Genomic DNA, 20,023 nt, shown 5'->3' with positions numbered 1-20,023 from the left:
ATGGGCCGAGTGGTGGACGTATCGTGCCGTCTTCTTGGATATTCCGGACCGTCTTGCCTGCTAGTAGGCTGTGGGTCGTCCCCGTACCTGCGAGAGTGTGACTGTGACGAACTTCCACCCCCGCCCAGAGCCCGTCGAAGTCGCGCGTGTGACCTCGACGGCCGCGGAACTGCTGGAAGTCCTGTGGGGCCGCGCCTCGACAGCACCCGCCTCCGCGTCCCAGCTGCGCGTGCTGCTCATCCTGGAGCACCAGGAGGGCATCAACCTGCGGACTCTCGCGGACCATCTCGCCTCCACCCCGCCCTCGACCAGCCGTCTGTGCGACCGGCTCCAGGCCGCGGGATTCGTCGAGCGCGAACTGAGCCGCACCGACCGGCGCGAGGTGCGCCTGTACCTCAGCAACCGGGGCCGGGCCTTCCTGACGGACCTGCGCGCCCGGCGCGAGGAGACGCTGCGTTCGGTACTGGAGCGGATGTCGTCCGGGGACCGCAGCGCCCTGCTCACCGGGCTCGAGGCGTTCTGCGCGGTCGCGTCGGAGCAGATACACGGGTACGACGAGTCCTCCGGCACCCGGACCGCCTGAGCGAGCCGGTCCGCAGCCGCCAGGGCTGCCGTGGATCGTGGCCGGTGAGCGGCGAACGGAGCGGCCTCCGCCGACCGGAACATCCCAGATCCTTCCCCTCCTGCGATGACACCCGATACTTTCTTGCTTCATGGTCATAGTTGTCAAACGGCAAGTGTTTCACCGGACGGCCATGAGATCCACGCCACATGGATACGTCCCCACCTGCGCGGTGCGCCGCACCTAGCCCCGATCGAGGAGTGGCCGCGATGACCGACCGGCACTGGCTGTTCGGAGACCAGCTCGGCCCCCACTTCCTCACCCCCGGACCGGACGGACCCGACCGGAACGCCCCCGTGGTGCTGATCGAGGCGCGCTCGGTGTTCCGCCGCCGCCGCTTCCACCGGGCCAAGGCCCACCTGATCCTCTCCGCGATGCGCCACCGGGCCGCCGAACTCGGCGACCGCGCCCGTTACGTCCGCGCCGAGACCTACCGCGCGGGCCTGCGCGAGGCGGTCGGCGACGCCCCGGTCACCGTCCACCACCCCACCTCGCGGGCCGCCCTCGGCCTGGTCCGCGCACTGGACCAGGTGCGGGTGCTGCCCGCCAGGGGCTTCCTGTTCCCGCAGGACGCCTTCCGCGCCTGGGCCGACGGACGCGACGGCCGACGGCTGCGCCAGGAGGACTTCTACCACTGGGTACGCCGTGAGCTGGACCTCCTCATGGACGGCGGCGAACCCGCCGGGGGCCGCTGGAACCACGACCACGACAACCGCGAACCCCCGCCCAAGGGCGCCCGCACCCTCGACGCGCCGAAGCCCTACCGGCCCCGCGAGGACGACATCGACGCCGAGGTCCGCGCCGACCTCGACCGCTGGGAGCGCGACGACGGCATCACCTTCGTCGGCCGCGACGGCCCGCGCCGCTTCCCCGCCACCCGCCGCGAGGCGCTCGCCGCGCTGCGCCGCTTCACCGGGCACCGGCTCGCCGGGTTCGGCCCGCACGAGGACGCCATGCTCGCCGCCGACCCGGTGCTGAGCCACAGCCTCCTCTCCTCCTCCCTCAACCTCGGCCTCCTCGACCCGGCCGAGGTGGTCCACGCCGCCGAGGACGCCTGGCGCGCCGGTGACGCGCCCATCTCCAGCACCGAGGGGTTCGTACGGCAGGTCGCGGGCTGGCGCGAGTACGTGTGGCAGCTGTACTGGTACTTCGGGGAGGACTACCGGAACCGCAACGCCCTCGGCGCCCACGCCCCGCTGCCCGACTGGTTCCTCGAACTCGACGCCGACGCCGTCACCGCCCGCTGTCTTTCCACCGCGCTCGCGGCGGTGCGCGACACCGGCTGGACCCACCACATCCCGCGCCTGATGCTGCTCGGCAGCCACGCCCTCCAGCGGGGCTGGGAGCCGCGCGCGGTCACCGACTGGTTCCACCGCTGCTTCGTCGACGGGTACGACTGGGTGATGCTGCCCAACGTCGTCGGCATGTCCCAGTACGTCGACGGCGGCCGGATGACCACCAAGCCGTACACCTCGGGTGGGGCCTACATCCACCGCATGAGCGACTTCTGTGGTGGCTGCGCCTACAAGCCCAGTGAGCGCACCGGCGACCGGGCCTGCCCGTACACCACCGGGTACTGGGCCTTCACCCACCGCCACCGCGACCTGCTCGCCGCCAACAACCGCACCTCCCGCGCCGTACAGGGCCTGGACCGGCTCGGCGACCTCGAGGAGGTCCTGCGCACCGACCGGGACCGGCGCGACGCGCCACCCTGACCGGACACGGGAAACGCCGCGCGCCGCCGCCCGTGGAGGGCAGCGGCGCGCGGCGTCGTCACAGGGTTCAGCTGACCTTGGCGCCCTTGGCGGCCGCCTCCTTCTCGGAGTGCACGTCATCGGTGGCGAGCGTGCCCCGCGTGCTCTCCAGGTGCGCCCGCACGAACCACTGGAACTGCTCCAGGTCGCGCAGCTGCTCGATCAGCAGGTCCTCGGTCGCGGGGTCGATCTCGCCCGCCTCCTTGACCGCGGCCCGTACGCCCTCGATCACACCGGTGTAGACCACGTCGAGCGCGGCGAGGTGCGCGATGGCGTCGCCCCGGCCGATGGAGTAGTCGTCCCAGGTGCGCTCGGACACCAGCGCGCCCGGCGTGCCCTGGGCGACGCCGCCGAGGGCCGCGGTCCGCTCGGCCACGTCGTCGGCCATGTCACGGACCCGGTCGACCTGCGGATCGATCATCTCGTGCACCGCGATGAAGTGCGGTCCGACCACGTTCCAGTGCACGTGCTTCAGCGTGAGGTGCAGGTCGTTGAGCGCGTGCAGACGGAGGCGGAGCAGACCGATGAGCTTGCCCGCCGCCTCACGTTCGAGGCCCGGAACGGTGTACTTCGGGGTCAGATCCTTGGTCTGGCTGGTCATGATTCACCTCTGTCATGGCGGTGATAAGTCCTTGCCTGAGCACATGTGCCCCGGTCCGACCCTCTCAGACGTCCTTGTGGCCCGCCCGTCGCAGTAGGCGGAACGGGACCCTCCGACCAAGCCGCGTGCCGAGCGGCTACGGATTCCAGATGACGATCCCGTACGACCGCCCGAAGGGAAGGCGCCCCCGTTGAGAGTCCACAGCGACGGCCCGGACGAGACGACGCACCAGCAGGGCGGCGAGGGCATGGCAGGCCCCGAGAGCGCGCTGGTGGTCCGGTACGCACCGAAGTCCCCGAAGGCCGCGGTGCTCACCCTGCACGGCGGCCGGGCCGAGGACGTCTCCGTCAGCCGGCCCTGGCATCTCGCGGCGCTGCGCATGCGCCCCGTGCTGCGCGCCGTCGCCTCCGGGCTGCCGTCGGACGGCATCGTGCTCGGCGAGGTGCGCTACCGGCACCGGGGCTGGAACGGCGGGGCCGCCGCCGACGACGTGCTGCGCGCCCTCGGTGAACTGCAAGAGCAGTTCGGCCCGTTGCCGGTCGTGCTGGTCGGCCACTCCATGGGCGGCCGGGCCGCCCTCCACGCGGCCGCCCACCCCGCCGTGCGCGGAGTGCTGGCGCTCGCGCCTTGGCTGCCCGCCGCCGAACCCGCCGTCCACCTGCACGGACAGCGGCTCGTGGTGATACACGGCGACGCCGACCGGATCACCGGCGCCGACGACTCCGTGAACTTCGTGCTGCGCGCCCGCACGGCCGGGGCCCACGCCGGGATGATCATGATCAGCGGGGCGGAACACGCCATGCTGCGCCGCCTGACCACCTGGCACCGGCTCGCCACCGAGATCGTGGCCGACCTGCTGCGCGACCACCCCGCGAAGGACGGCACGGTCGCCGAGGCCACCGCGCCCGGCGCCCCGGCGTATCTACGCGTCTGACCGGCCCCCCGGAAAAGGGCGGGTGCGCCCGCGGGGGTCACCGGTAGGGTCCTCGAGCGGCGCCCGCGCGAGCGGTGCGCCGAGCTGACCGCCTTCGTCCGCGACCGCGACGGCGCGCTCATCGCCGTCCACGAGGAGCCCACCGCATGACCGCAGACACGCCCGCCACCGCGCCGGCCTCCGGCGCCGGTACGGACACCGCCAAGGTCGACTTCTACTTCGACCCGGCCTGCCCCTTCGCCTGGATCACCTCCCGCTGGATACTCGAGGTGGGCAAGCATCGGCAACTGGACCTGAACTTCCGGCTGATGAGCCTGTACCTCCTCAACGAGGGCCGTGAACTGCCCGACTGGTACCGCGAGATGGTCGACAACTCCCTCGCGCTGATCCGGATCTGCACCGCCGCCGCGCACCACCACGGCGACGCGGTACTGCCGGGCCTGTACGAGGAGTTGGGCACCCGCATCCACAACGGCGGCGACAAGGACTACCGCGCGGTCGCCGCCGAGGCCCTCGCCGCCCGCGGTCTGCCCGACGCGCTGCTGGCCGCCGCCGACAGCGACAGCTACGACGAGGAGCTGCGCAAGAGCCACCACGACGGCATGGACCCGGTCGGCGAGGACGTGGGCACGCCCACCCTCCACATCGACGGCGTCGCCTTCTTCGGCCCGGTGCTCAACTCCATCCCGCGCGGCGAGGAAGCTGCCCGGATCTTCGACGGAGCCCGCGCGCTGGCCAACTACCCGGACTTCTTCGAGCTGAAGAGGACCCGGACGGGCACTCTCCGCTTCGACTGAGACGCCCCTCAAGCGGAACGGCCTTTTCCAGTGGCGCGCCCCACGGAGAGCCGGGAAGATCCTCCCAACAGGGGCCCGCACGGGAGGAACTGAATGCGCGTCAGCCGAATTGTCCCGCCGCCGGGTCCGCCACGGACCCTGGCGCTGGCGCAGCTCACCAACTCCGTGGGTGACGGCGCCTATTACGTGTGCTCGGTGCTGTACTTCAGCCGGGTCATCGGGCTGTCCCCGACCCAGATCGGTGCCGCGCTCACCATCGGCTGGGCGCTCGGCGCCGTCGTCGGAGTGCCGCTCGGCCACCTCGCCGACCGGCGCGGCCCGCGCGGGATCGCCGTCCTGATGTCGCTCGCCACCGGCGCCGCCATCGCCTCCCTGCTCTTCGTGCGGACCTACCCGGCGTTCCTGGCCGCGGTGTGCCTGTACACCTGCTGCCAGTGCGGGCTGGCGGCGGCCCGGCAGGCCCTGCTGGCCGGGCTGGTGGAGCCCGCTCGGCGCACCGAGACGCGCGCCTACCTCCAGTCCACGGTCAACGCGGGCCTGGCCCTCGGCGCCGCGCTCGGCGGCATCGCCCTCCAGCTCGACAACGAGGCGTCCTACCTCACGGCGCTGGCGATGGACGCGGTCACCTTCGTCCTCGCCGCCTGGGTCCTCGGCCGGTTGCCCGCGCCCGCCCGACGGCTCCCCGACGCCGACCGGCCCGCCGGACGCTCCCTCACCGTGCTCCGGGACCGCCCGTACGCGCTGGTCTCGCTGCTGAACATGGTCATGCTGCTGTACATGCCGCTGCTCAGCGTGGTGCTGCCGCTGTGGATCGTGCGGCGGACCGGTGCTCCGGGCTGGACGGTGTCCGCGCTGCTGGTGCTCAACACGCTCACCGTGGTCCTGTTCCAGGTGCGGATGGCCGCGCGGGTGACCGGGCTGCGCTCCGCCGCGCGCGCCGTACGGCAGGCGGGGCTGGTGCTGCTGCTGGCCTGCGTCTGCTTCGCGGTGTCGGCGGTGGGCACCTCGCCCTGGCTGCCGGTACTGGTGCTGCTGGTCGCCGCCGGGGTGCAGGTCTTCGGCGAGATGCTGCTCGGCTCCGGGTCCTGGGAGATCGGCTTCGCGCTCGCCCCGGCCGACAAGCAGGGTCAGTACCAGGGCTTCTACGGCGCCGGGACCGCCGTCGCGCGGCTCATCGGCCCGCTGCTGCTGACCACGCTCATCCTGTCCTGGGGCACCGGCGGCTGGCTGGTCGTGGGTGCGCTGTTCCTGGGGGCGGGCGTCGCCATGGAACCCGCGGTGCGCTGGGCGGAGGCGCGACGCCCGGCGGAGCTGCGGGAGTCGGAGCCGGTACGGGACTGAACCTCGGGGGCGCTGGACGGGCCCGAGTCGGCGGAACCGCTCGACCCGGCCCCGTACACGCCCCCGGCCGTCAGCTGGTCGGCGGGCGGAACTCCGGCTGGTCGATGACGCGCAGCCAGCTGCCGTCCGCCTGGCGCCTGACCACCTGCGCGCGGGCGCCCGAACCGTCCTTGGGCGGCGTGGAGGTGAGCGCGATGTCACCGAACACCAGCGTGGGCAGGGGCTCTTCGAGCTCGAAGTGCGGTCCGCCCGACAGCACCTTCTCCCAGAGCGCGCGGATCGCCTCCCGGCCCACCGTGGTACTGCCCGGCGGGTAGGCCATCACGGCCTCCTCGTCGTACAGCGCGGCGAGGCCCGCGGCGTCACCCGCGTTGGCGCGCTCCACGAAGAGGCGGGTGAGGTCTTCAGGCTTCAGGGCCTTCTCGTTCTCGGACACGATCGTCCTTTCCTCAGGTCGGGTACCGGAGCGGCAATTTTCCGTCCCTGACCAAGAATAAGTCCAATCAATCCTTCGGATCGGCGTGATAATTTGAACTTATGGAGATCAGGCAGCTGAAGTACTTCATCGCCGTGGCGCAGGAAGCCAGTTTCACCAGGGCCGCTGAGCTGGTGCACATCAGCCAACCCGGCATCAGCGCGCAGATCCGCCAGCTGGAGAACGACCTCGGGGCCACCCTGATCGACCGCTCCGGGCGCAGCGCCCAGCTCACCGCCGTCGGCGAGGTGGTGCTGGCCCATGCCAAGTCCGTACTGTCCTCGATGGACTCGCTGCGGCAGGCCGTGGACGAGATGAACGGTCTGGTCCGCGGCAAGCTGGTGGTCGGCATGGTCACCGCCTGCACCGTCCAGCCGCTCTTCGACGCCCTGTCCGGCTTCCATCTCGCCCACCCCGGCGTCGAGATCAGCCTGCGCGAGGACGATTCCGCCAAGCTGGTCGAGTACGTGCGTGAGGGCACCGTCGACCTGGCGCTGATCGGCGCCGCCCAGCGCGCCCCGGAGGACCTGGACGGCTGGCAGGTGATCAGCGAGCCGATCGTCGCCGCCGTGCCGCACGGACACCCGCTGGCCGAGCGGGACGGGGTCACCCTCGCCGAACTCAGCGCCTTCCCGCTCGTCTGCCTGCCCGAGGGGACCGGCATCCGGGCGACCCTGGACGAGGCGTCCGCCGCGCTCGGTCTCACCCCCACCATCGCCCTCGAGGCCAGCGCGCCCGGCGCGGTGATGCACCTGGCCGAGCGGGGCCTCGGTGTCGCGGTGCTCTCCGCGTCCATGACCGTCCACCAGAAGGGGCTCGCGACGGTCGCCCTCACCGACGCCGACGTTCCCGCGGTGCTCGCCCTGATCTCCGCGCCCACCAAGAGCCCCGCCCTGCGCGAACTGCTGCTGCACTGCCGCCAGTCCTTCGGTGAGCCCACCCCGGCCCGGGCCGTGGCCTCGATGAGCGGCGCCTGACCTGACCCCACGAAAGCGGGCCCGTCGGCGACCGACGGGCCCGCTCGCGTGCACCGGGCTCAGCTCTCCGCGGCCACCGGCGACTGGCCGGGGGCGTCCTTCGCCTCGGGCGTCGGCTGCTGGGCCGCCTGGAAGTCGGCGGGCCGGATCAGCACCAGCGCCAGCACACCGCCGAGCAGCGCCAGCCCGGCCGACACGGCGAGCAGGGTGTTGAGGCCGTCCACGAACCCGGTCGTGGCGATCTCCCGCACCTTCTCCCCGTACGGCCCGGGCACCAGCCCCACCGCCCGTTCGGTCTCACCGCCCCGCACCAGCGCGGCCAACTGGTCACTGCGGCCCGCCAGTTCCGGCACCCCCCGCAGCCCGTCCCGGAACCGCTCGCCGATGACCCCGGCGAAGGTCGAGCCGAGCACCGCGACACCCGCGCTCACCCCGAGCTGACGGAACGTGCCGCTCACGCCCGACGCCATCCCGGAGCGGGAGAAGTCCACGACGCCCACGGCCGTGGAGGCCAGCGGCGGGTTCACCAGACCGGCGCCGATGCCGCCCAGCACCAGACCGGGGAGGAAGTGCTCCCAGCCGCTGGACTCGGTGATCCCGCTCATCAGCAGCAGCGCGGCACCGACCAGCAGCAGCCCGCCCCCGATCAGATAGCGCGGCTGGACCTTGGCGCTGAGCCGCCCGGCGAGCAGGGAGGCGGCCAGCATCGACAAGGACGCGGCCAGCAGCCGCAGACCGGTCTCCAGCGAGGAGTACCCCAGCGCCTCCTGGAAGTAGATGGCCAGAAACAGGAACATGGCGAACAGCGAGCCGTTCATGGCGAAGGCCGCGATGGAGCCGCCGACGAACGTAGGGATGCGGAACAGCCGCAGATCGAACATGGGGTGGTCGGACCTCGCCTCCACCAGCAGGAAGGCGAGCAGCAGCACCGCGCCCACCGTCAGGCCGGTGACCGCGCGGCCGTCGCTCCACTCGGTCTCACCGGCGCGGATCAGACCGTAGACCAGGGTGGCGAGGCCGCCGGTGAGCAGGACGAAGCCGGGCCGGTCCAGCTTGCGGGGGAACAGCGACTTCGACTCGTCCACGCGCAGCGCGATGATCAGCGCCACGACGACGCCGATGGGCACGTTGACCAGGAAGATGCCGCGCCAGCTGATGCCGCTGGAGATCAGCCCGCCGACCACCGGGCCGACCGCGGAGGCCAGACCCGTCACCATGCCCCACACCCCGAACGCCATGCCGCGCTCCTTGCCCTGGAAGCCGCCCGCGAGCAGCGCCAGACCGGTGGCGAACATGACCGAGCCGCCGACGCCCTGGAGTACCCGGGACAGGACCAGCGCCAGCGGGGACTGCGCCAGACCGCACAGCAGCGAGGCGAACGTGAACAGGACCACGCCGATCGCGTAGAGCCGCTTGCGCCCGAACCGGTCGGCCAGCGTGCCGCTCGTCAGCAGGAAGGAGGCCAGCGCCAGCGCGTACCCGTCGATCACCCACTGGAGGTCGGCGAAGCTGGCTCCCAGGTCCCGCTGCACATCCGGCATGACGACGTACACGATGGTGGTGTCCAGCAGGAGCATGAACGTCCCGCCGCACACCCCCAACAGGGTCCACCACTTCTTTTCCATGATCGTGATCGTCCTTCTGCTGTCGGGAGCGGTCGGCCACGCATCATGGTTCCGGCGCTGCGGCCAGAAGTCCAAGACCTGGTTTTTCTGGAATGCCGAACTTTTAGTTATGGCCAGCCGCCCTCGAACGCGCGAAAGCCCCCGTACGGCGCCGGAACCGGCGCGCCGTACGGGGGCTCTCGCTCACCTCAGGTGCGGTAGGCGAAGAACGCCGCCGTCGGGTAGGACGCGACGAGGCTCGCCACCGACCGGTTGTAGGTGTTGGTGGAGTGGTACGTCACGTAGGGCACGCCCTGGGCGTCGCGCTTGGTGACGATCATCGTGTGGTCCTTGGACCCGTCCTTGTTGAAGTCCATCTGGACGACATCGCCGATGTCGGCCTGGTAGACGTTGGCAAGGCTCGTGACCCGCTTCGAGGACAGCGCGAACCAGGAGAACTCGTTCACGCCGACGAAGGAGTCCGACTGGATGTCGGCGGTGCCGAACCACTTGTGGAAGTCGTTCGTGTAACCGGGAACGTGCTTCCAGCCACCCGCCTTCAGCGACTGGCTGACGAAGTTGGTGCAGTCACCACCCGCGCCCGCCCCGTTGAAGTCGGGGTAGGCGGTGTTGTACTTGCTCCAGTACTTCGTCGCGTACGCGACCATGGCCTTGTAGTCATAGCCGGACGCGGTGAGGTTCTTCGGCTTCGCCGGAGCGGGCCGCGTGGTGGCCGCGCGAGGCGCCTCCGGCGGGCCGTCGTCCGCCTTGACCGAGACCTTGGCGACCTCGGGCTTCGCCACCTGGTTCACCGCGAGGTAGCCCTCGTCGGTGTCCTTGATGCGGGTCAGCTGCCAGTCACCGCTACGGTCCGCCTGGAACGTCAGCTCGTGGTGGGCCTGGAAACCCGTGGTCGCGGGCTGGGAGCCCGTGACCTTCTTGTACGTGAGCGACGTCGTCTCGGTGACGGCCACCTTGGCCTGCCGTCCCTTGACCTGCGTGGCGTCCAGCTTCACGCTGGTGCTGCCCGCGCTGTACTGCTCACCCAGCTTCGCCAGGCGGTCCTTGCGGCCGCGCAGCTGGCTGAGCGCGGAGTCCTCCTGGCGCGACTGCGTGCCGGACAGGCGCACATCGCCGGAGAAACCGGAGGTCCGCTGCGTGCGGCCCTCCGTACCACCGCCCACCAGGGCCTGGGTGCGGTCGGTGAAGACCGCGTCCGCCAGCCGCTGGAAGGTCGCCTTGGTCGCCGTGTCGACGGTCGGGTCGTCGGTGACCGCCGCGCCCGCGCTCCAGTTCGGCAGCAGGGCGACGCCCGCCACCACGGAGGCGGCCGCCGCCGAGATTATGGTGGCGCGGCTCCGCTTACGGCTCAATTTTCTGGACTTCAATGATGTTCCCCTCTACGCCGGTACAGAGACCGGGACTCCGGTGACAGAGACCGGGCGAACGCATCTTCGCATGCCGCGTGTGATGGTTGTGAAGACGGGATGTACAAGTGGAACCAGACTGTTTCACAGGTCACTTGACGACCGACGACCAGTCAGGCGACTGGGCGGGGTCCAGGGTGCGCAGCCGCGCCAGCGTCTGCGGTGTCTGGACGTCCATCCAGTCGGCCAGTTCCTTGAAGGACACGCACTTCACGCCCTTCTTGGTGCACACGTTCTTGACCACCTGGTCGATGGCCCGCATGTAGATGCCGCCGTTCCAGTCCTCGAAGTGGTTGCCGATGAACAGCGGCGCGCGGCTGCCGTAGTAGACCCGGTTGAAACCGGCCATGTACGAATCGACCGTCTGCTGCTCCCACTTGGGGAACTCGGCCGGGTTGCCGTGCGTCTCGCCGTCCGACTGGTTGTACAGGAAGTTGAAGTCCATCGACAGGCCCTGGTACTTGCCCGACTCGTACGGCAGCATCTGGAGCGGGAAGTCCCAGACGCCGTCCTTCTTCGCGGGCCAGATCTGGAAGTCGCCCGCGGAAGACGCGTCGTAGCGCCAGCCGTAGCTCTTGATCGCCTTCAGCAGGTTCTTCTGGCCCTCCAGGCAGGGCGCCCGGCCGCCGGTGACCTCCTTCTTGAAGTCGAAGGGCAGCGGTTCGATGTCCTGGTGGCCGGTGTTGGTCTTCCAGCGCTCCACGAACGAGTAGAACTGGTCGATCTCGCTCTTCCACTCCGTGACGCTCCAGTCGCCGCCGCCCTTGGCGCCGCAGAAGTGCCCGTTGAAGTGGGTGCCGATCTCGTTGCCGTCCTCGTACGCCGCGCGCAGCTGCTCGATGGTCTCGACGATGTGGTCGTCGGTGGCGTAGTCGATGGCGGCGGCGCCGGGGGAGTGCTGAGGCGGGTGGTAGAGGTCCTTCTTGGCCTTCGGCAGCAGGTAGATGCCGGTGAGGAAGAACGTCATGTGGGCGTCGTACCGCTTGGCCAGTTCGCGGTAGTGCGAGAAGAGATGGTCACTGCCCTCCAGACCGCCGTCCCAGGAGAAGACGACGAACTGGGGCGGTTTCTCACCGGGCTTGAGCCGTACGGGCTTCAACGTGCCCTTCTGCGGCCCGGTGTAGGACGTGGAGCCGTCCCCGAGCACCTTGGTCTTCCCGTCCCACTTCGGCTCGGCGGTCGCGCCGGGCTCCTTGGCGGGGGAGACCGCCGACGCCAGGCCGTCGTCGTGGTTGAGCAGCAGATACCCCGTGACCGAGGAGACGAGCACGAGCAGCACGGCCAGCGCGAGGACGGCGGGGCGCGTGACGCGGCCGCCCTCGTTGGTGCGTGCCTTGCGACGGCGGCCTGTGCTCGACGACTTCATACGGATCGATCTCCGGGGCGGGTTGCGGGTTGAGGAGCCGGGAAGGGGTGGGCCGGGGCGGCGGCGGGGGTCAGCCGATGCCCACGGCCCGCGACCAGATTCCGAACGGCACGCTGTTCTCGCGGGTGCCGGCCAGCCCGTCCAGCGGCAGCGGTTCCAGGCTCTTGCCCAGGTCGATGCGGTAGACGACGATCGCGGTCGACACCGACTTGAGGGTGCCCGTGTACCAGAGCGCGGTGTCCTTGTCGGTGGTCCCGTCCTTTCCGGCGGCCGTGACGGTCGCGGCGGTGGTGGGGTGGGAGAGGCGGAAGTTGTCCGCGAGCGCGTCGCTGACCTGCTCGGCGACCTCCGGGCTGACCGCCCGGCGCCGGTCGGGGGCGTCCAGCCGGACACCGGCGCCGTTGCGGGTGACGCGGCGCACCGAGTAGGGCTCGGTGTGCCTGCCCTCCGCGGCGAAGGTGGCGTAGCCGCTGGCCATGCGGATGGTGCTGGGCGTGGAGGTGCCGAGCGACAGCGCGGGCGTCGCCGGGCCGAAGCTGGAGGAGAGCAGCCCGGCCGCCTGTGCGGTGGACTTCACCTGCTCCAGCCCGGTGTCCATGCCGAGCTGCATGAACGGCGTGTTCACCGAGCGGGCGAGCGCTTTGCGCAGACTGATCGGCCCGTAGGAGCGCTTGCCGTCGTTGTGCGCGGCGACCTTCTTGCCGCTGCGGTCCCAGTAGGGGCCCTCGGGGGTGGTGACGGGCACCGCGTCGTTGCCGTCGTACACCGAGTCCGGGGTGACCGGGGTGGCCGGGCCCTCACGGGTCTTGTGCACACCGTGCTCCAGTCCGGCCGCGTAGACGAACGGGGTGAAGGCCGAACCGGCGGGCACGGTGGTCGCGTTGGACTCGTTGTAACCCTGCCTGCGGTGGTCGGGGCCGCCGTAGACGGCCACGATCCGGCCGTCGGTGGCGACCGACGCGGCCCCGTAGTGGGCGGTGCGGGCGTCCTTGGGGTCCTTCTTCAGCGCCGCGTCGCGGGCCTTGGTGACCGCGTCGGTCAGCTCGGTCTCCCGCTTGCGGTCGAAGGTGGTGTAGATCTGGTAGCCGCCGAGGTCGAACTCCTTGTCCGACAGATGGGCGTTCTTCTTGGCGTAACTCGACGCCAGCTCCACCAGGTAGTCGCTCTGCTTGCCGGTGTCGTAGATCTGGAGCGTCTTCAGCGGCTCGGGGAACGTGGTGTACGTGGCCCGCTCGGCCGGCGACAGCTTGCCGATCTTGACCATGCGGTCGAGAATCCACGACCACCGCTCCACCGCCCGGCGGTGGTTGGCCGCGCTGAGCGTGGGGTCGTACAGTCCGGCGCCCTTGAGCAGCGAGGCGAGCATGGCGGCCTCGCTGGGGTTCAGCCTGCTGACGTCCTTGCCGTAGTACGCCTGGGAGGCACGCTGGATGCCGTAGGTGCCGCGGCCGAACCAGCTGGTGTTGAGGTAGCCCTCGAGGATCTTGTCCTTGCTCATCCGGTTGTCGAGCTTGAGGGCGATCATCGCCTCGGTGAGCTTGCGGCCGAGGTTCTGGTCCTGGTTCAGGTAGACGTTCTTGACGTACTGCTGGGTGATCGTGGACCCGCCCTCGGTGGTGCCCTGGCCGATCGTGCGCCACAGGGCGCGGGTGATGCCCTTGCCGGAGATGCCGGGGTCGGAGTAGAAGCTCTCGTTCTCCGCCGCGAGCACCGCCCAGCGCACGCCCTCGGGGATGTCCTTGAGCGGCATCGCCTGGCGGCGCACCCAGCCGGTGCGAGCCATCGGGGTGCCGTCGGACCAGAAGTAGACGTTGTCCTGCTGGGTGGCGTACGAGTTGAGGTTGGTCGGCACGTCGGTCGCCGCGTACGCCACGGTCAGGAGGAGACCGGTGATCCCGGCCGTGGCGAGCCAGCCCGCGAGCCACTGCCGCCAGGACGGTATCCAGCGCCGCCAGCCGTCCCGGCCCGGACGCGGGTACTGAGGCCGCAGCTTGCGCACGTGGGGGGCGGCGAGTGCGGCGTAGGGGGCGAGCTTGGCGGTGACCGGTGCGAGGAGGCGGCGCAGTACGGCGAGCACGGTCAGCAGCGGGGCCAGGAACTTCGAGGTGCTGCTCGGCTGCTCGGTGGCGGCGGGCTCGGGCTTCGGTGCGGGACGGGTGCCGTCCAGGGCGACGATCTTGAGCTGCATCGTCTCGTCCGGGCGGATCGTGCCGACCCGGAGCTGCATGGTGGCCTCGGGCTCGAAAGCGGGGCCGTCCGGGGTCTGTTCGGGCTCGTGCCGGGCCGCCTGGTCCGGCTCCTGCGTACGGCGTCCCCAGGCCCGTTTCGGCGCCGCGCGCCTGCCTCTCCCGCGACGGCCGCCGTCGTTGGCGTCCGTCCCCCGCCCTGCCTCGGTCACGACAGGTCTCCCTCCCCACTCGGCCTTGCTCGCGTGGGCGGACGGACCGGCCGGAATCGGCGACCACCACGGTGGCACCGACGGCCGTTTTGTTTCCCCCTGGCCCCGTGTCTGCCCGCGAGCTTCACAAATTATCAGCTAATACTTTCGAAACCTGGAGACCAGGGTCGGTCATGGGTCACACCCCGGCCCCCGGGTGATCGGACCCGGTCACCCGCCCCGCCCCGACGGCGTGCGCGGACGCCTCGCACACCTGGCCCCCGGCGCGGTCCGCAGGCACCCCGGCCTGGTCAACTCCCGTGCCACGCATGCAGAATGACGTCCATCACTCGATGATCGTCTGTGTTCGCACCGGCCAGAATCATGACGGAGTCCGCCCATGACCACCGGCACACCCGGCCCCCGGCAGATCGACACCAGCACGGCTCACCCGGCTCGGGTGTACGACTGGCTGCTCGGCGGCAAGGACAACTACCCCGTGGACGAGGCCGTGGGGGAGCGGCTGCCTCCCGAGGCGCGGGACGGCGCCCGGCAGAACCGCGCCTTCATGAACCGCGCGGTCGCCTGGCTCGCCGCGCAGGGCGTCGACCAGTTCCTCGACATCGGCACCGGCATCCCGACCGAGCCGAACCTGCACCAGATCGTCCAGCGGGTCGTGCCGACGGCCCGGATCGTATACACCGACAACGACCCGATCGTGCTGCGGCACGCCGAGGCGCTGCTCGTCGGCCGCCCCGAGGGCGCCACTCAGTATGTGGAGGCCGATGTCCGCGACCCGGCCGCGATCATCGAGAACGCCCGGCAGACGCTCGACTTCGACCGGCCCATCGCCCTGTCCCTGATCGCCCTGATGCACTTCATCAACGACGACCAGGACCCCTACGGGCTCGTCTCCAACCTGCTCGCCACCCTCCCGCGGGGCAGCTACCTGGTCCTCTCCCACGCCTCCTCCGACATCTTCCCGGAGCTGTCCGCGCAGGTCACGGCCGAGTACGCCAAGGGCGGCATCCGGCTCGGCTTCCGCGACCGCGCGGGCGTCCGGCGCTTCTTCGGGGGCCTGGAGCTGGTCGACCCCGGCCTCGTCACGGCCACGGAGTGGTTCAGGGACGGCGACGCCCCGGCGGCCGAGAAGAGCGGGATCTACGCCGGGGTGGCGCGCCTCCCCTGACCACCACTTAGGTAAGCCGAACCTAACGTCCGATAATGTGTGCCGGGCAATCAGCCGGGCCCGCAGCATGGGTCCGTGTGACACGGCTGCGGGCCGGGCGTTCCGGCGCGCATGCCAGGGCAACTGCGACATCTCGCCGCGCGGCGACGGCCCCGGCTTCACCCACGTCCTGGGCCCGTCCATGCTGGCCATCCCGGACCGCCCCGGCAACCGGCGGGCCGACAGCTTCCACAACATCCTGGACAACCCGCACGCCGGACTGCTCTACCTGATCCCGGGCGGCACCCAGGTGCTCCGGGTCAACGGCCGGGCCCGCCTCCTCACCGACGCCCCCTTCTTCGCCGCGATGGCCCAGGGCGGCCGACGCCCCCTGCTCGCGCTCGTGCTCGACATCGACGAGATCTACCTCCACTGCCCGGCCTCGCTGCGCCGCTCGGGCCTGTGGGAGTCGTCCGGTTGGCCCGAGAGCTGACCTCTGTGGAGAGTGTCCCGGTCAGGGGGTGATCAGTCGAGGTAAGGATAGGCTAACCTTCCCTCGTGAGTTCCGGTGAAGAGACAATCCGTACGCGCGGTCACGAACTGACCGCCCGTGACGTGACCGTGGCGTACGACGGAACGGACGTGGTGCACCAAGTGGCCCTCACGCTCCGGCCCGGCCAGGTCACGGCACTCGTCGGCCCCAACGGCAGCGGCAAGTCCACCCTGCTGCGCACCGTCGCCCGCCTCCAGCGCCCCCGCACCGCCCAGCTCACGCTGGCGGAACCGGGAGAGGAGACGGTCGACGGACTGGCCCTGACCGCCCGCGAGTTCGCCCGCCGCGTCGCCCTGCTGACTCAAGGCCGCCCCACCCCGGGCGGACTGACCGTGCGCGACGTGGTCGAGTTCGGCCGCTACCCGTACCGCACCCGCTGGACCCGCGCGGACGCGGGCGGCGCCGACGCCGTACGGCGCGCCCTCGCGCTGACCGACCTGACGGAACTCGCCGACCGGGGAGCCGAACACCTCTCCGGCGGCCAACTCCAGCGGGTCTGGCTCGCCAGTTGCCTCGCCCAGGACACCGGAGTCCTCCTCCTGGACGAACCCACCACCTACCTCGATCTGCGCTACCAGGTCGAACTCCTCGACCTGATACGGGACCTGGCGGACGACCACGGCATCGCGGTCGGCGTCGTCCTGCACGACCTGGACCAGGCGGCAGCCGTCGCCGACCGGATCACCCTGCTCCGCGCGGGCCGGATCATCGCCGACGGCGCCCCCGAGGACGTCCTCACCGCCGAACGCCTCACCGCCACCTACGGCATCCGCGTCGACGTCGACACCGACCCCCTGACCGGCCGACCGCGCACCCGTGCCCTCGGCCGCCACCACGCACGCACCGGAAGGCTCAGCACCACCTCATGAGACGCCACCTCATCGCCCTCGCCGCCCTGTCCGCCGGCACGCTCGCCCTCACGGCCTGCGGCACCACCGAACCCGCCCCCTCCGGCACGGACAAGGCTGCCGCCAAGAGCATCACCCTGACCGACGACACCGGCGCGAAGATCAAGCTCGACGGCCCCGCCAAGAACGTCGTCGGCACCGAGTGGAACGTCGTGGAGAGCCTCGTCACGCTCGGCGTGGACCCGGTCGGCGTCGCGGACGTCAAGGGCTACCAGACATGGGACACGGCCGCCCCGCTGCGCGGCACCCCCAAGGACATCGGCACGCGCGGCGAGCCCAGCATGGACACCATCGCCTCGCTCAGCCCTGATCTCATCGTGGCCACCACCGACCTGCCCGCCGCCGCCGTCAAGCAACTGCGCAGGATAGCCCCGGTATTGGAGGTCAAGTCGGCGGACGCCACCGACCAGATCGGGCGGATGAAGAAGAACCTCGACCTGATCGCCCAGGCCACCGGCACCACCGCCCAGGCCGCCGAGGCGACCAAGACTTTCGACGCCAAGGTCGCCGAGGCCAAGAAGAAGCTCACCGGCGCGGGCCACGCCGGTGACGAGATCGCCTTCGCCGACGGCTACGTGGCCGCCAACCAGGTGTCCCTGCGCGCCTACACCGACGGCTCCCAGCTCGGCTCCGTCAACAAGGCCCTCGGCCTGAAGAACGCCTGGAAGCTCAAGGGCGACCCCGCCTACGGCCTCGCCGCCACCGACGTCGAGGGCCTGTCCTCGCTCGGCGGCGACACGCAGTTCGCGTACATCGGCAGCGACAGCGAGGGCGACCCGTTCAAGAAGGAACTCGCCAAGAACGCCGCCTGGAAGGCGCTGCCCTTCGTCAAGAAGGGCGCCGTGCAGCGGCTGCCCGACGGCATCTGGATGTTCGGCGGCCCCCGGTCCATGCAGGCGTACATCGACGCCGTCACCGGCGTCCTGACGAAGTAGCACCATGGCCGTCACCGCGACAGTCCCCGCCCCCGGCCGAGCAGCCGTGACCACCCGGACGGGCGCGGTCGCGGTGACGGCCCTGCTCGTCCTGCTGGTCGCCGCCCTCGCGGTCGTCGACATCGCCCAGGGCACCGCCGCCGTCGGCGCCCCCGAGGTGTGGAAGGCGCTCACCGGACGCGCCGACCCCGGCGACGCCTCCGTCGTCGTCGCCTCCCGGCTGCCCCGCGCGGCCGCCGGGCTCCTCGTCGGCGCCGCCCTCGGCATCGCGGGCGCCGCCCTCCAGGCCGTCAGCCGCAATGTGCTCGCCGCACCCGACACCCTGGCCGTGAACGCCGGTTCCTACCTGGGCCTCGGCCTGCTCGGCGTCACCGGGGTCTCGCTGCCCCTGCTCGCCTCCTCCGGCGTGGCCTTCGCCGGGGCGCTCGCCGCCGCCGCCGTCGTGCTGTCCCTGTCCGGCCTCGCCGCGGGCACCGTACGGCTCGTCCTCGCGGGCAGCGCCGTCACCCTCGGCCTGTCCTCCGTCACCGACGCCCTGCTGCTGCTCTTCCCCGAGCGGACCAACGGCCTCTACCAGTGGAACCAGGGCAGCATCGCCCAGAACGGCTTCGACGGCGTCCTCCAGATGACCCCGGTCGCCCTCGCGGGCCTCGCCGGACTGCTCCTGACGGCCCGCCGGATGGACGCCCTCGCCCTCGGCGACGAGACCGCGCGCGGACTCGGCGTACCGGTCCGGAACACCCGGATCACCGTGGTGGTGTGCGCCTCGCTGCTCGCCGCGGCCGCGGTCACCCTCGCCGGACCCGTCGGCTTCGTCGGCCTCTGCGCCCCGGCGCTGGTACGCCCCCTCGCCCGGCACATCCGGCCCTTCGTCCGGGTACGGGCCGCCCTGCCCGTCGCCGGACTCACCGGCGCCGCACTGGTCCTCGGCGCCGACGTGCTGCTGCGCCTGCTGGTGTCGGCCCAGTCCGCCGTGGCCGTGCCCACCGGCGTCGTCACCAGCCTGCTCGGCGCGCTGTTCCTCGTCGGGATGGCCGTGCGCGCCCGCGAGACCGGCGCCGCGGGCACCCCCGAGCGGGGACGCCTGGTCGGCCGGACCACGTTCCTGGTCACGGTGGCCGTGCTCGCCCTCGTCCTGGCCGGAGCCGTCGTCGCCGGGGTGCTGCTGGGCGACACCAAGCTCCTGCTCGGCGACGTCGTCAACTGGGCGGGCGGCCTCGCCGGACACTCCGTCACCTTCGTCCTGGACACCCGGATACCGAGGGTCCTCGCGGCGCTCCTCGCGGGCGCGGCGCTGGCCCTCTCCGGCACCCTCGTGCAGGCCGTCACCCGCAACCCGCTCGCCGAACCCGGCATCCTCGGCGTCTCCGGCGGCGGCGCGCTCGGCGCGGTCCTCTTCGTGACGACGGCCCCGATGGCCGGGTCCTGGGGCATCGCCGGGGCCGCGTTCGCCGGGGCGGCGGTGGCCGCCGTCGTCGTCTTCGGGCTCACCGCCCGGGGCGGGTTCGGGCAGCACCGGCTGGTCCTGGTGGGCGTCGGCACGCAGTACGCGACGACGGCGCTCATCGGGCTGCTCATCGTGCTCACCGACCCGTTCAACGCGACCAAGGCCCTCACCTGGCTGTCCGGCTCCACCTACGGGCGGACCCTGACGGACACCCTGCCCGTGGCGGGCGCGCTCACCGTGTGGCTGGTCATCGCGGTCACCCGGCGCACCGAACTCGACCTGGTCTCCCTGGACGAGGACACGCCGAGGCTGCTCGGACTGCGCACGGCACCCGCCCGGTTCGGGCTGCTCGTGGTCAGCGTCCTGCTCAGCGCCACGGCCGTCGCCGCCGCGGGTTCCATCGGCTTCGTCGGCCTGATCGCCCCGCACGCGGCACGCGCCCTCGTCGGCCGCCGCCACACCCGGGTGGTCCCGGTGGCCGTCATGCTGGGCGCCGTCCTAGTCTGCGTTGCCGACCTGATCGGCCGCACCGTGATCGCCCCCGCCCAACTCGGCGCCGGTCTGATGACCGCGGTCATCGGCACGCCGTACTTCCTGTACCTGCTGATCCGCACCCGGCGCTGAACGAGTTGCGGGGAGCGCTGAGGGGCGCACGGGGCGCGCATCCATGAGCCCTGTACGCGCCCCTCGGCGTACGGCGAGAATGCCCCTGGCGACGGAGGCGGCCGCTCGCCGAA

General features: G+C 71.3%; 16 protein-coding genes and 1 pseudogene. 11 read left to right on the top strand and 6 right to left on the bottom strand.

Annotated features, from left to right (window positions below):
• Positions 1-97 precede the first annotated feature (97 nt).
• Positions 98-583: a MarR family winged helix-turn-helix transcriptional regulator gene (locus ACI2LY_RS20625; protein ID WP_388998459.1), complete on the top strand. Its 486-nt coding sequence runs from the start codon at positions 98-100 to the stop codon at positions 581-583.
• A gap of 248 nt (positions 584-831) precedes the next feature.
• On the top strand, positions 832-2,337 hold the full coding sequence (locus tag ACI2LY_RS20620) for a cryptochrome/photolyase family protein (protein ID WP_404708410.1): 1,506 nt from the start codon (positions 832-834) through the stop codon (positions 2,335-2,337).
• A gap of 67 nt (positions 2,338-2,404) precedes the next feature.
• Here ACI2LY_RS20620 and ACI2LY_RS20615 read toward each other — a convergent pair whose 3' ends face one another.
• Positions 2,405-2,977 (bottom strand): Dps family protein, encoded by a 573-nt coding sequence (locus ACI2LY_RS20615; RefSeq protein WP_404708409.1) that lies wholly within the window; start codon positions 2,975-2,977, stop codon positions 2,405-2,407.
• A 190-nt stretch (positions 2,978-3,167) separates the two neighbouring features.
• Between ACI2LY_RS20615 and ACI2LY_RS20610 the strand changes: the two genes are divergently transcribed.
• The 3 genes from ACI2LY_RS20610 (at position 3,168) to ACI2LY_RS20600 (ending at position 6,049) form a co-directional block, all read left to right on the top strand.
• Positions 3,168-3,911, top strand: a complete 744-nt coding sequence (locus ACI2LY_RS20610; RefSeq protein ID WP_404708408.1) for an alpha/beta fold hydrolase — start codon at positions 3,168-3,170, stop codon at positions 3,909-3,911.
• A 146-nt stretch (positions 3,912-4,057) separates the two neighbouring features.
• Positions 4,058-4,708: a DsbA family protein gene (locus ACI2LY_RS20605; protein WP_404708407.1), complete on the top strand. Its 651-nt coding sequence runs from the start codon at positions 4,058-4,060 to the stop codon at positions 4,706-4,708.
• Between the two features lie 93 nt (positions 4,709-4,801).
• A complete protein-coding gene (locus ACI2LY_RS20600) occupies positions 4,802-6,049 on the top strand; it encodes an MFS transporter (protein ID WP_404708406.1) in 1,248 nt (415 codons plus the stop codon).
• Between the two features lie 70 nt (positions 6,050-6,119).
• Here ACI2LY_RS20600 and ACI2LY_RS20595 read toward each other — a convergent pair whose 3' ends face one another.
• Positions 6,120-6,485: a YybH family protein gene (locus ACI2LY_RS20595; RefSeq protein WP_404708405.1), complete on the bottom strand. Its 366-nt coding sequence runs from the start codon at positions 6,483-6,485 to the stop codon at positions 6,120-6,122.
• Between the two features lie 101 nt (positions 6,486-6,586).
• Between ACI2LY_RS20595 and ACI2LY_RS20590 the strand changes: the two genes are divergently transcribed.
• Positions 6,587-7,501 (top strand): LysR family transcriptional regulator, encoded by a 915-nt coding sequence (locus ACI2LY_RS20590; protein WP_404708404.1) that lies wholly within the window; start codon positions 6,587-6,589, stop codon positions 7,499-7,501.
• Between the two features lie 59 nt (positions 7,502-7,560).
• On the opposite strand, the gene ACI2LY_RS20585 is transcribed toward ACI2LY_RS20590, so the two are convergent.
• The 4 genes from ACI2LY_RS20585 to ACI2LY_RS20570 form a co-directional block, all read right to left on the bottom strand.
• Complete coding sequence (locus ACI2LY_RS20585; RefSeq protein ID WP_404708403.1) at positions 7,561-9,126, bottom strand: MFS transporter; 1,566 nt, start codon at positions 9,124-9,126, stop codon at positions 7,561-7,563.
• Between the two features lie 188 nt (positions 9,127-9,314).
• Positions 9,315-10,427: an amidase domain-containing protein gene (locus ACI2LY_RS20580; RefSeq protein ID WP_404708765.1), complete on the bottom strand. Its 1,113-nt coding sequence runs from the start codon at positions 10,425-10,427 to the stop codon at positions 9,315-9,317.
• A gap of 196 nt (positions 10,428-10,623) precedes the next feature.
• The gene (locus ACI2LY_RS20575; RefSeq protein ID WP_404708402.1) at positions 10,624-11,898 is read right to left on the bottom strand and encodes a hypothetical protein; all 1,275 of its coding nucleotides are present in this window, start codon (positions 11,896-11,898) and stop codon (positions 10,624-10,626) included.
• 70 nt (positions 11,899-11,968) lie between these two features.
• Complete coding sequence (locus tag ACI2LY_RS20570; RefSeq protein ID WP_404708764.1) at positions 11,969-14,125, bottom strand: transglycosylase domain-containing protein; 2,157 nt, start codon at positions 14,123-14,125, stop codon at positions 11,969-11,971.
• 550 nt (positions 14,126-14,675) lie between these two features.
• Here ACI2LY_RS20570 and ACI2LY_RS20565 point away from each other — a divergent pair.
• From ACI2LY_RS20565 to ACI2LY_RS20545, 5 genes and pseudogenes are all read left to right on the top strand, one after another.
• A complete protein-coding gene (locus tag ACI2LY_RS20565) occupies positions 14,676-15,464 on the top strand; it encodes an SAM-dependent methyltransferase (RefSeq protein ID WP_404708401.1) in 789 nt (262 codons plus the stop codon).
• A 118-nt stretch (positions 15,465-15,582) separates the two neighbouring features.
• Positions 15,583-15,936: pseudogene (locus tag ACI2LY_RS20560) on the top strand (pyridoxamine 5'-phosphate oxidase family protein); the annotation flags it as partial.
• A 65-nt stretch (positions 15,937-16,001) separates the two neighbouring features.
• Positions 16,002-16,865, top strand: a complete 864-nt coding sequence (locus ACI2LY_RS20555) for an ABC transporter ATP-binding protein (RefSeq protein WP_404708400.1) — start codon at positions 16,002-16,004, stop codon at positions 16,863-16,865.
• Positions 16,862-17,839: an ABC transporter substrate-binding protein gene (locus ACI2LY_RS20550; protein WP_404708399.1), complete on the top strand. Its 978-nt coding sequence runs from the start codon at positions 16,862-16,864 to the stop codon at positions 17,837-17,839. The genes ACI2LY_RS20555 and ACI2LY_RS20550 overlap by 4 nt, the downstream gene beginning before the upstream one ends.
• Positions 17,840-17,843: 4 nt before the next feature.
• Positions 17,844-19,910 carry an iron ABC transporter permease gene (locus ACI2LY_RS20545; protein ID WP_404708398.1) on the top strand — a complete coding sequence of 689 codons (2,067 nt, stop codon included), beginning with the start codon at positions 17,844-17,846 and terminating at the stop codon, positions 19,908-19,910.
• Positions 19,911-20,023 lie beyond the last annotated feature (113 nt).

Source organism: Streptomyces sp. NPDC002176 (genome assembly GCF_044903645.1).
Lineage (GTDB): Bacteria > Actinomycetota > Actinomycetes > Streptomycetales > Streptomycetaceae > Streptomyces.
The sequence above is the reverse complement of the archived record's forward strand: the minus strand, read 5'-3'. Positions and strand labels throughout refer to the sequence as shown.

Coding starts and splice junctions, on each gene's coding strand:
- ACI2LY_RS20620 (WP_404708410.1), top strand. CDS start 832: ATGACCGACCGGCACTGGCTGTTCGGAGACCAGCTCGGCCCCCACTTC.
- ACI2LY_RS20615 (WP_404708409.1), bottom strand. CDS start 2,977: ATGACCAGCCAGACCAAGGATCTGACCCCGAAGTACACCGTTCCGGGC.
- ACI2LY_RS20605 (WP_404708407.1), top strand. CDS start 4,058: ATGACCGCAGACACGCCCGCCACCGCGCCGGCCTCCGGCGCCGGTACG.
- ACI2LY_RS20600 (WP_404708406.1), top strand. CDS start 4,802: ATGCGCGTCAGCCGAATTGTCCCGCCGCCGGGTCCGCCACGGACCCTG.
- ACI2LY_RS20590 (WP_404708404.1), top strand. CDS start 6,587: ATGGAGATCAGGCAGCTGAAGTACTTCATCGCCGTGGCGCAGGAAGCC.
- ACI2LY_RS20585 (WP_404708403.1), bottom strand. CDS start 9,126: ATGGAAAAGAAGTGGTGGACCCTGTTGGGGGTGTGCGGCGGGACGTTC.
- ACI2LY_RS20575 (WP_404708402.1), bottom strand. CDS start 11,898: ATGAAGTCGTCGAGCACAGGCCGCCGTCGCAAGGCACGCACCAACGAG.
- ACI2LY_RS20570 (WP_404708764.1), bottom strand. CDS start 14,125: ATGCAGCTCCGGGTCGGCACGATCCGCCCGGACGAGACGATGCAGCTC.
- ACI2LY_RS20565 (WP_404708401.1), top strand. CDS start 14,676: ATGACCACCGGCACACCCGGCCCCCGGCAGATCGACACCAGCACGGCT.
- ACI2LY_RS20550 (WP_404708399.1), top strand. CDS start 16,862: ATGAGACGCCACCTCATCGCCCTCGCCGCCCTGTCCGCCGGCACGCTC.
- ACI2LY_RS20545 (WP_404708398.1), top strand. CDS start 17,844: ATGGCCGTCACCGCGACAGTCCCCGCCCCCGGCCGAGCAGCCGTGACC.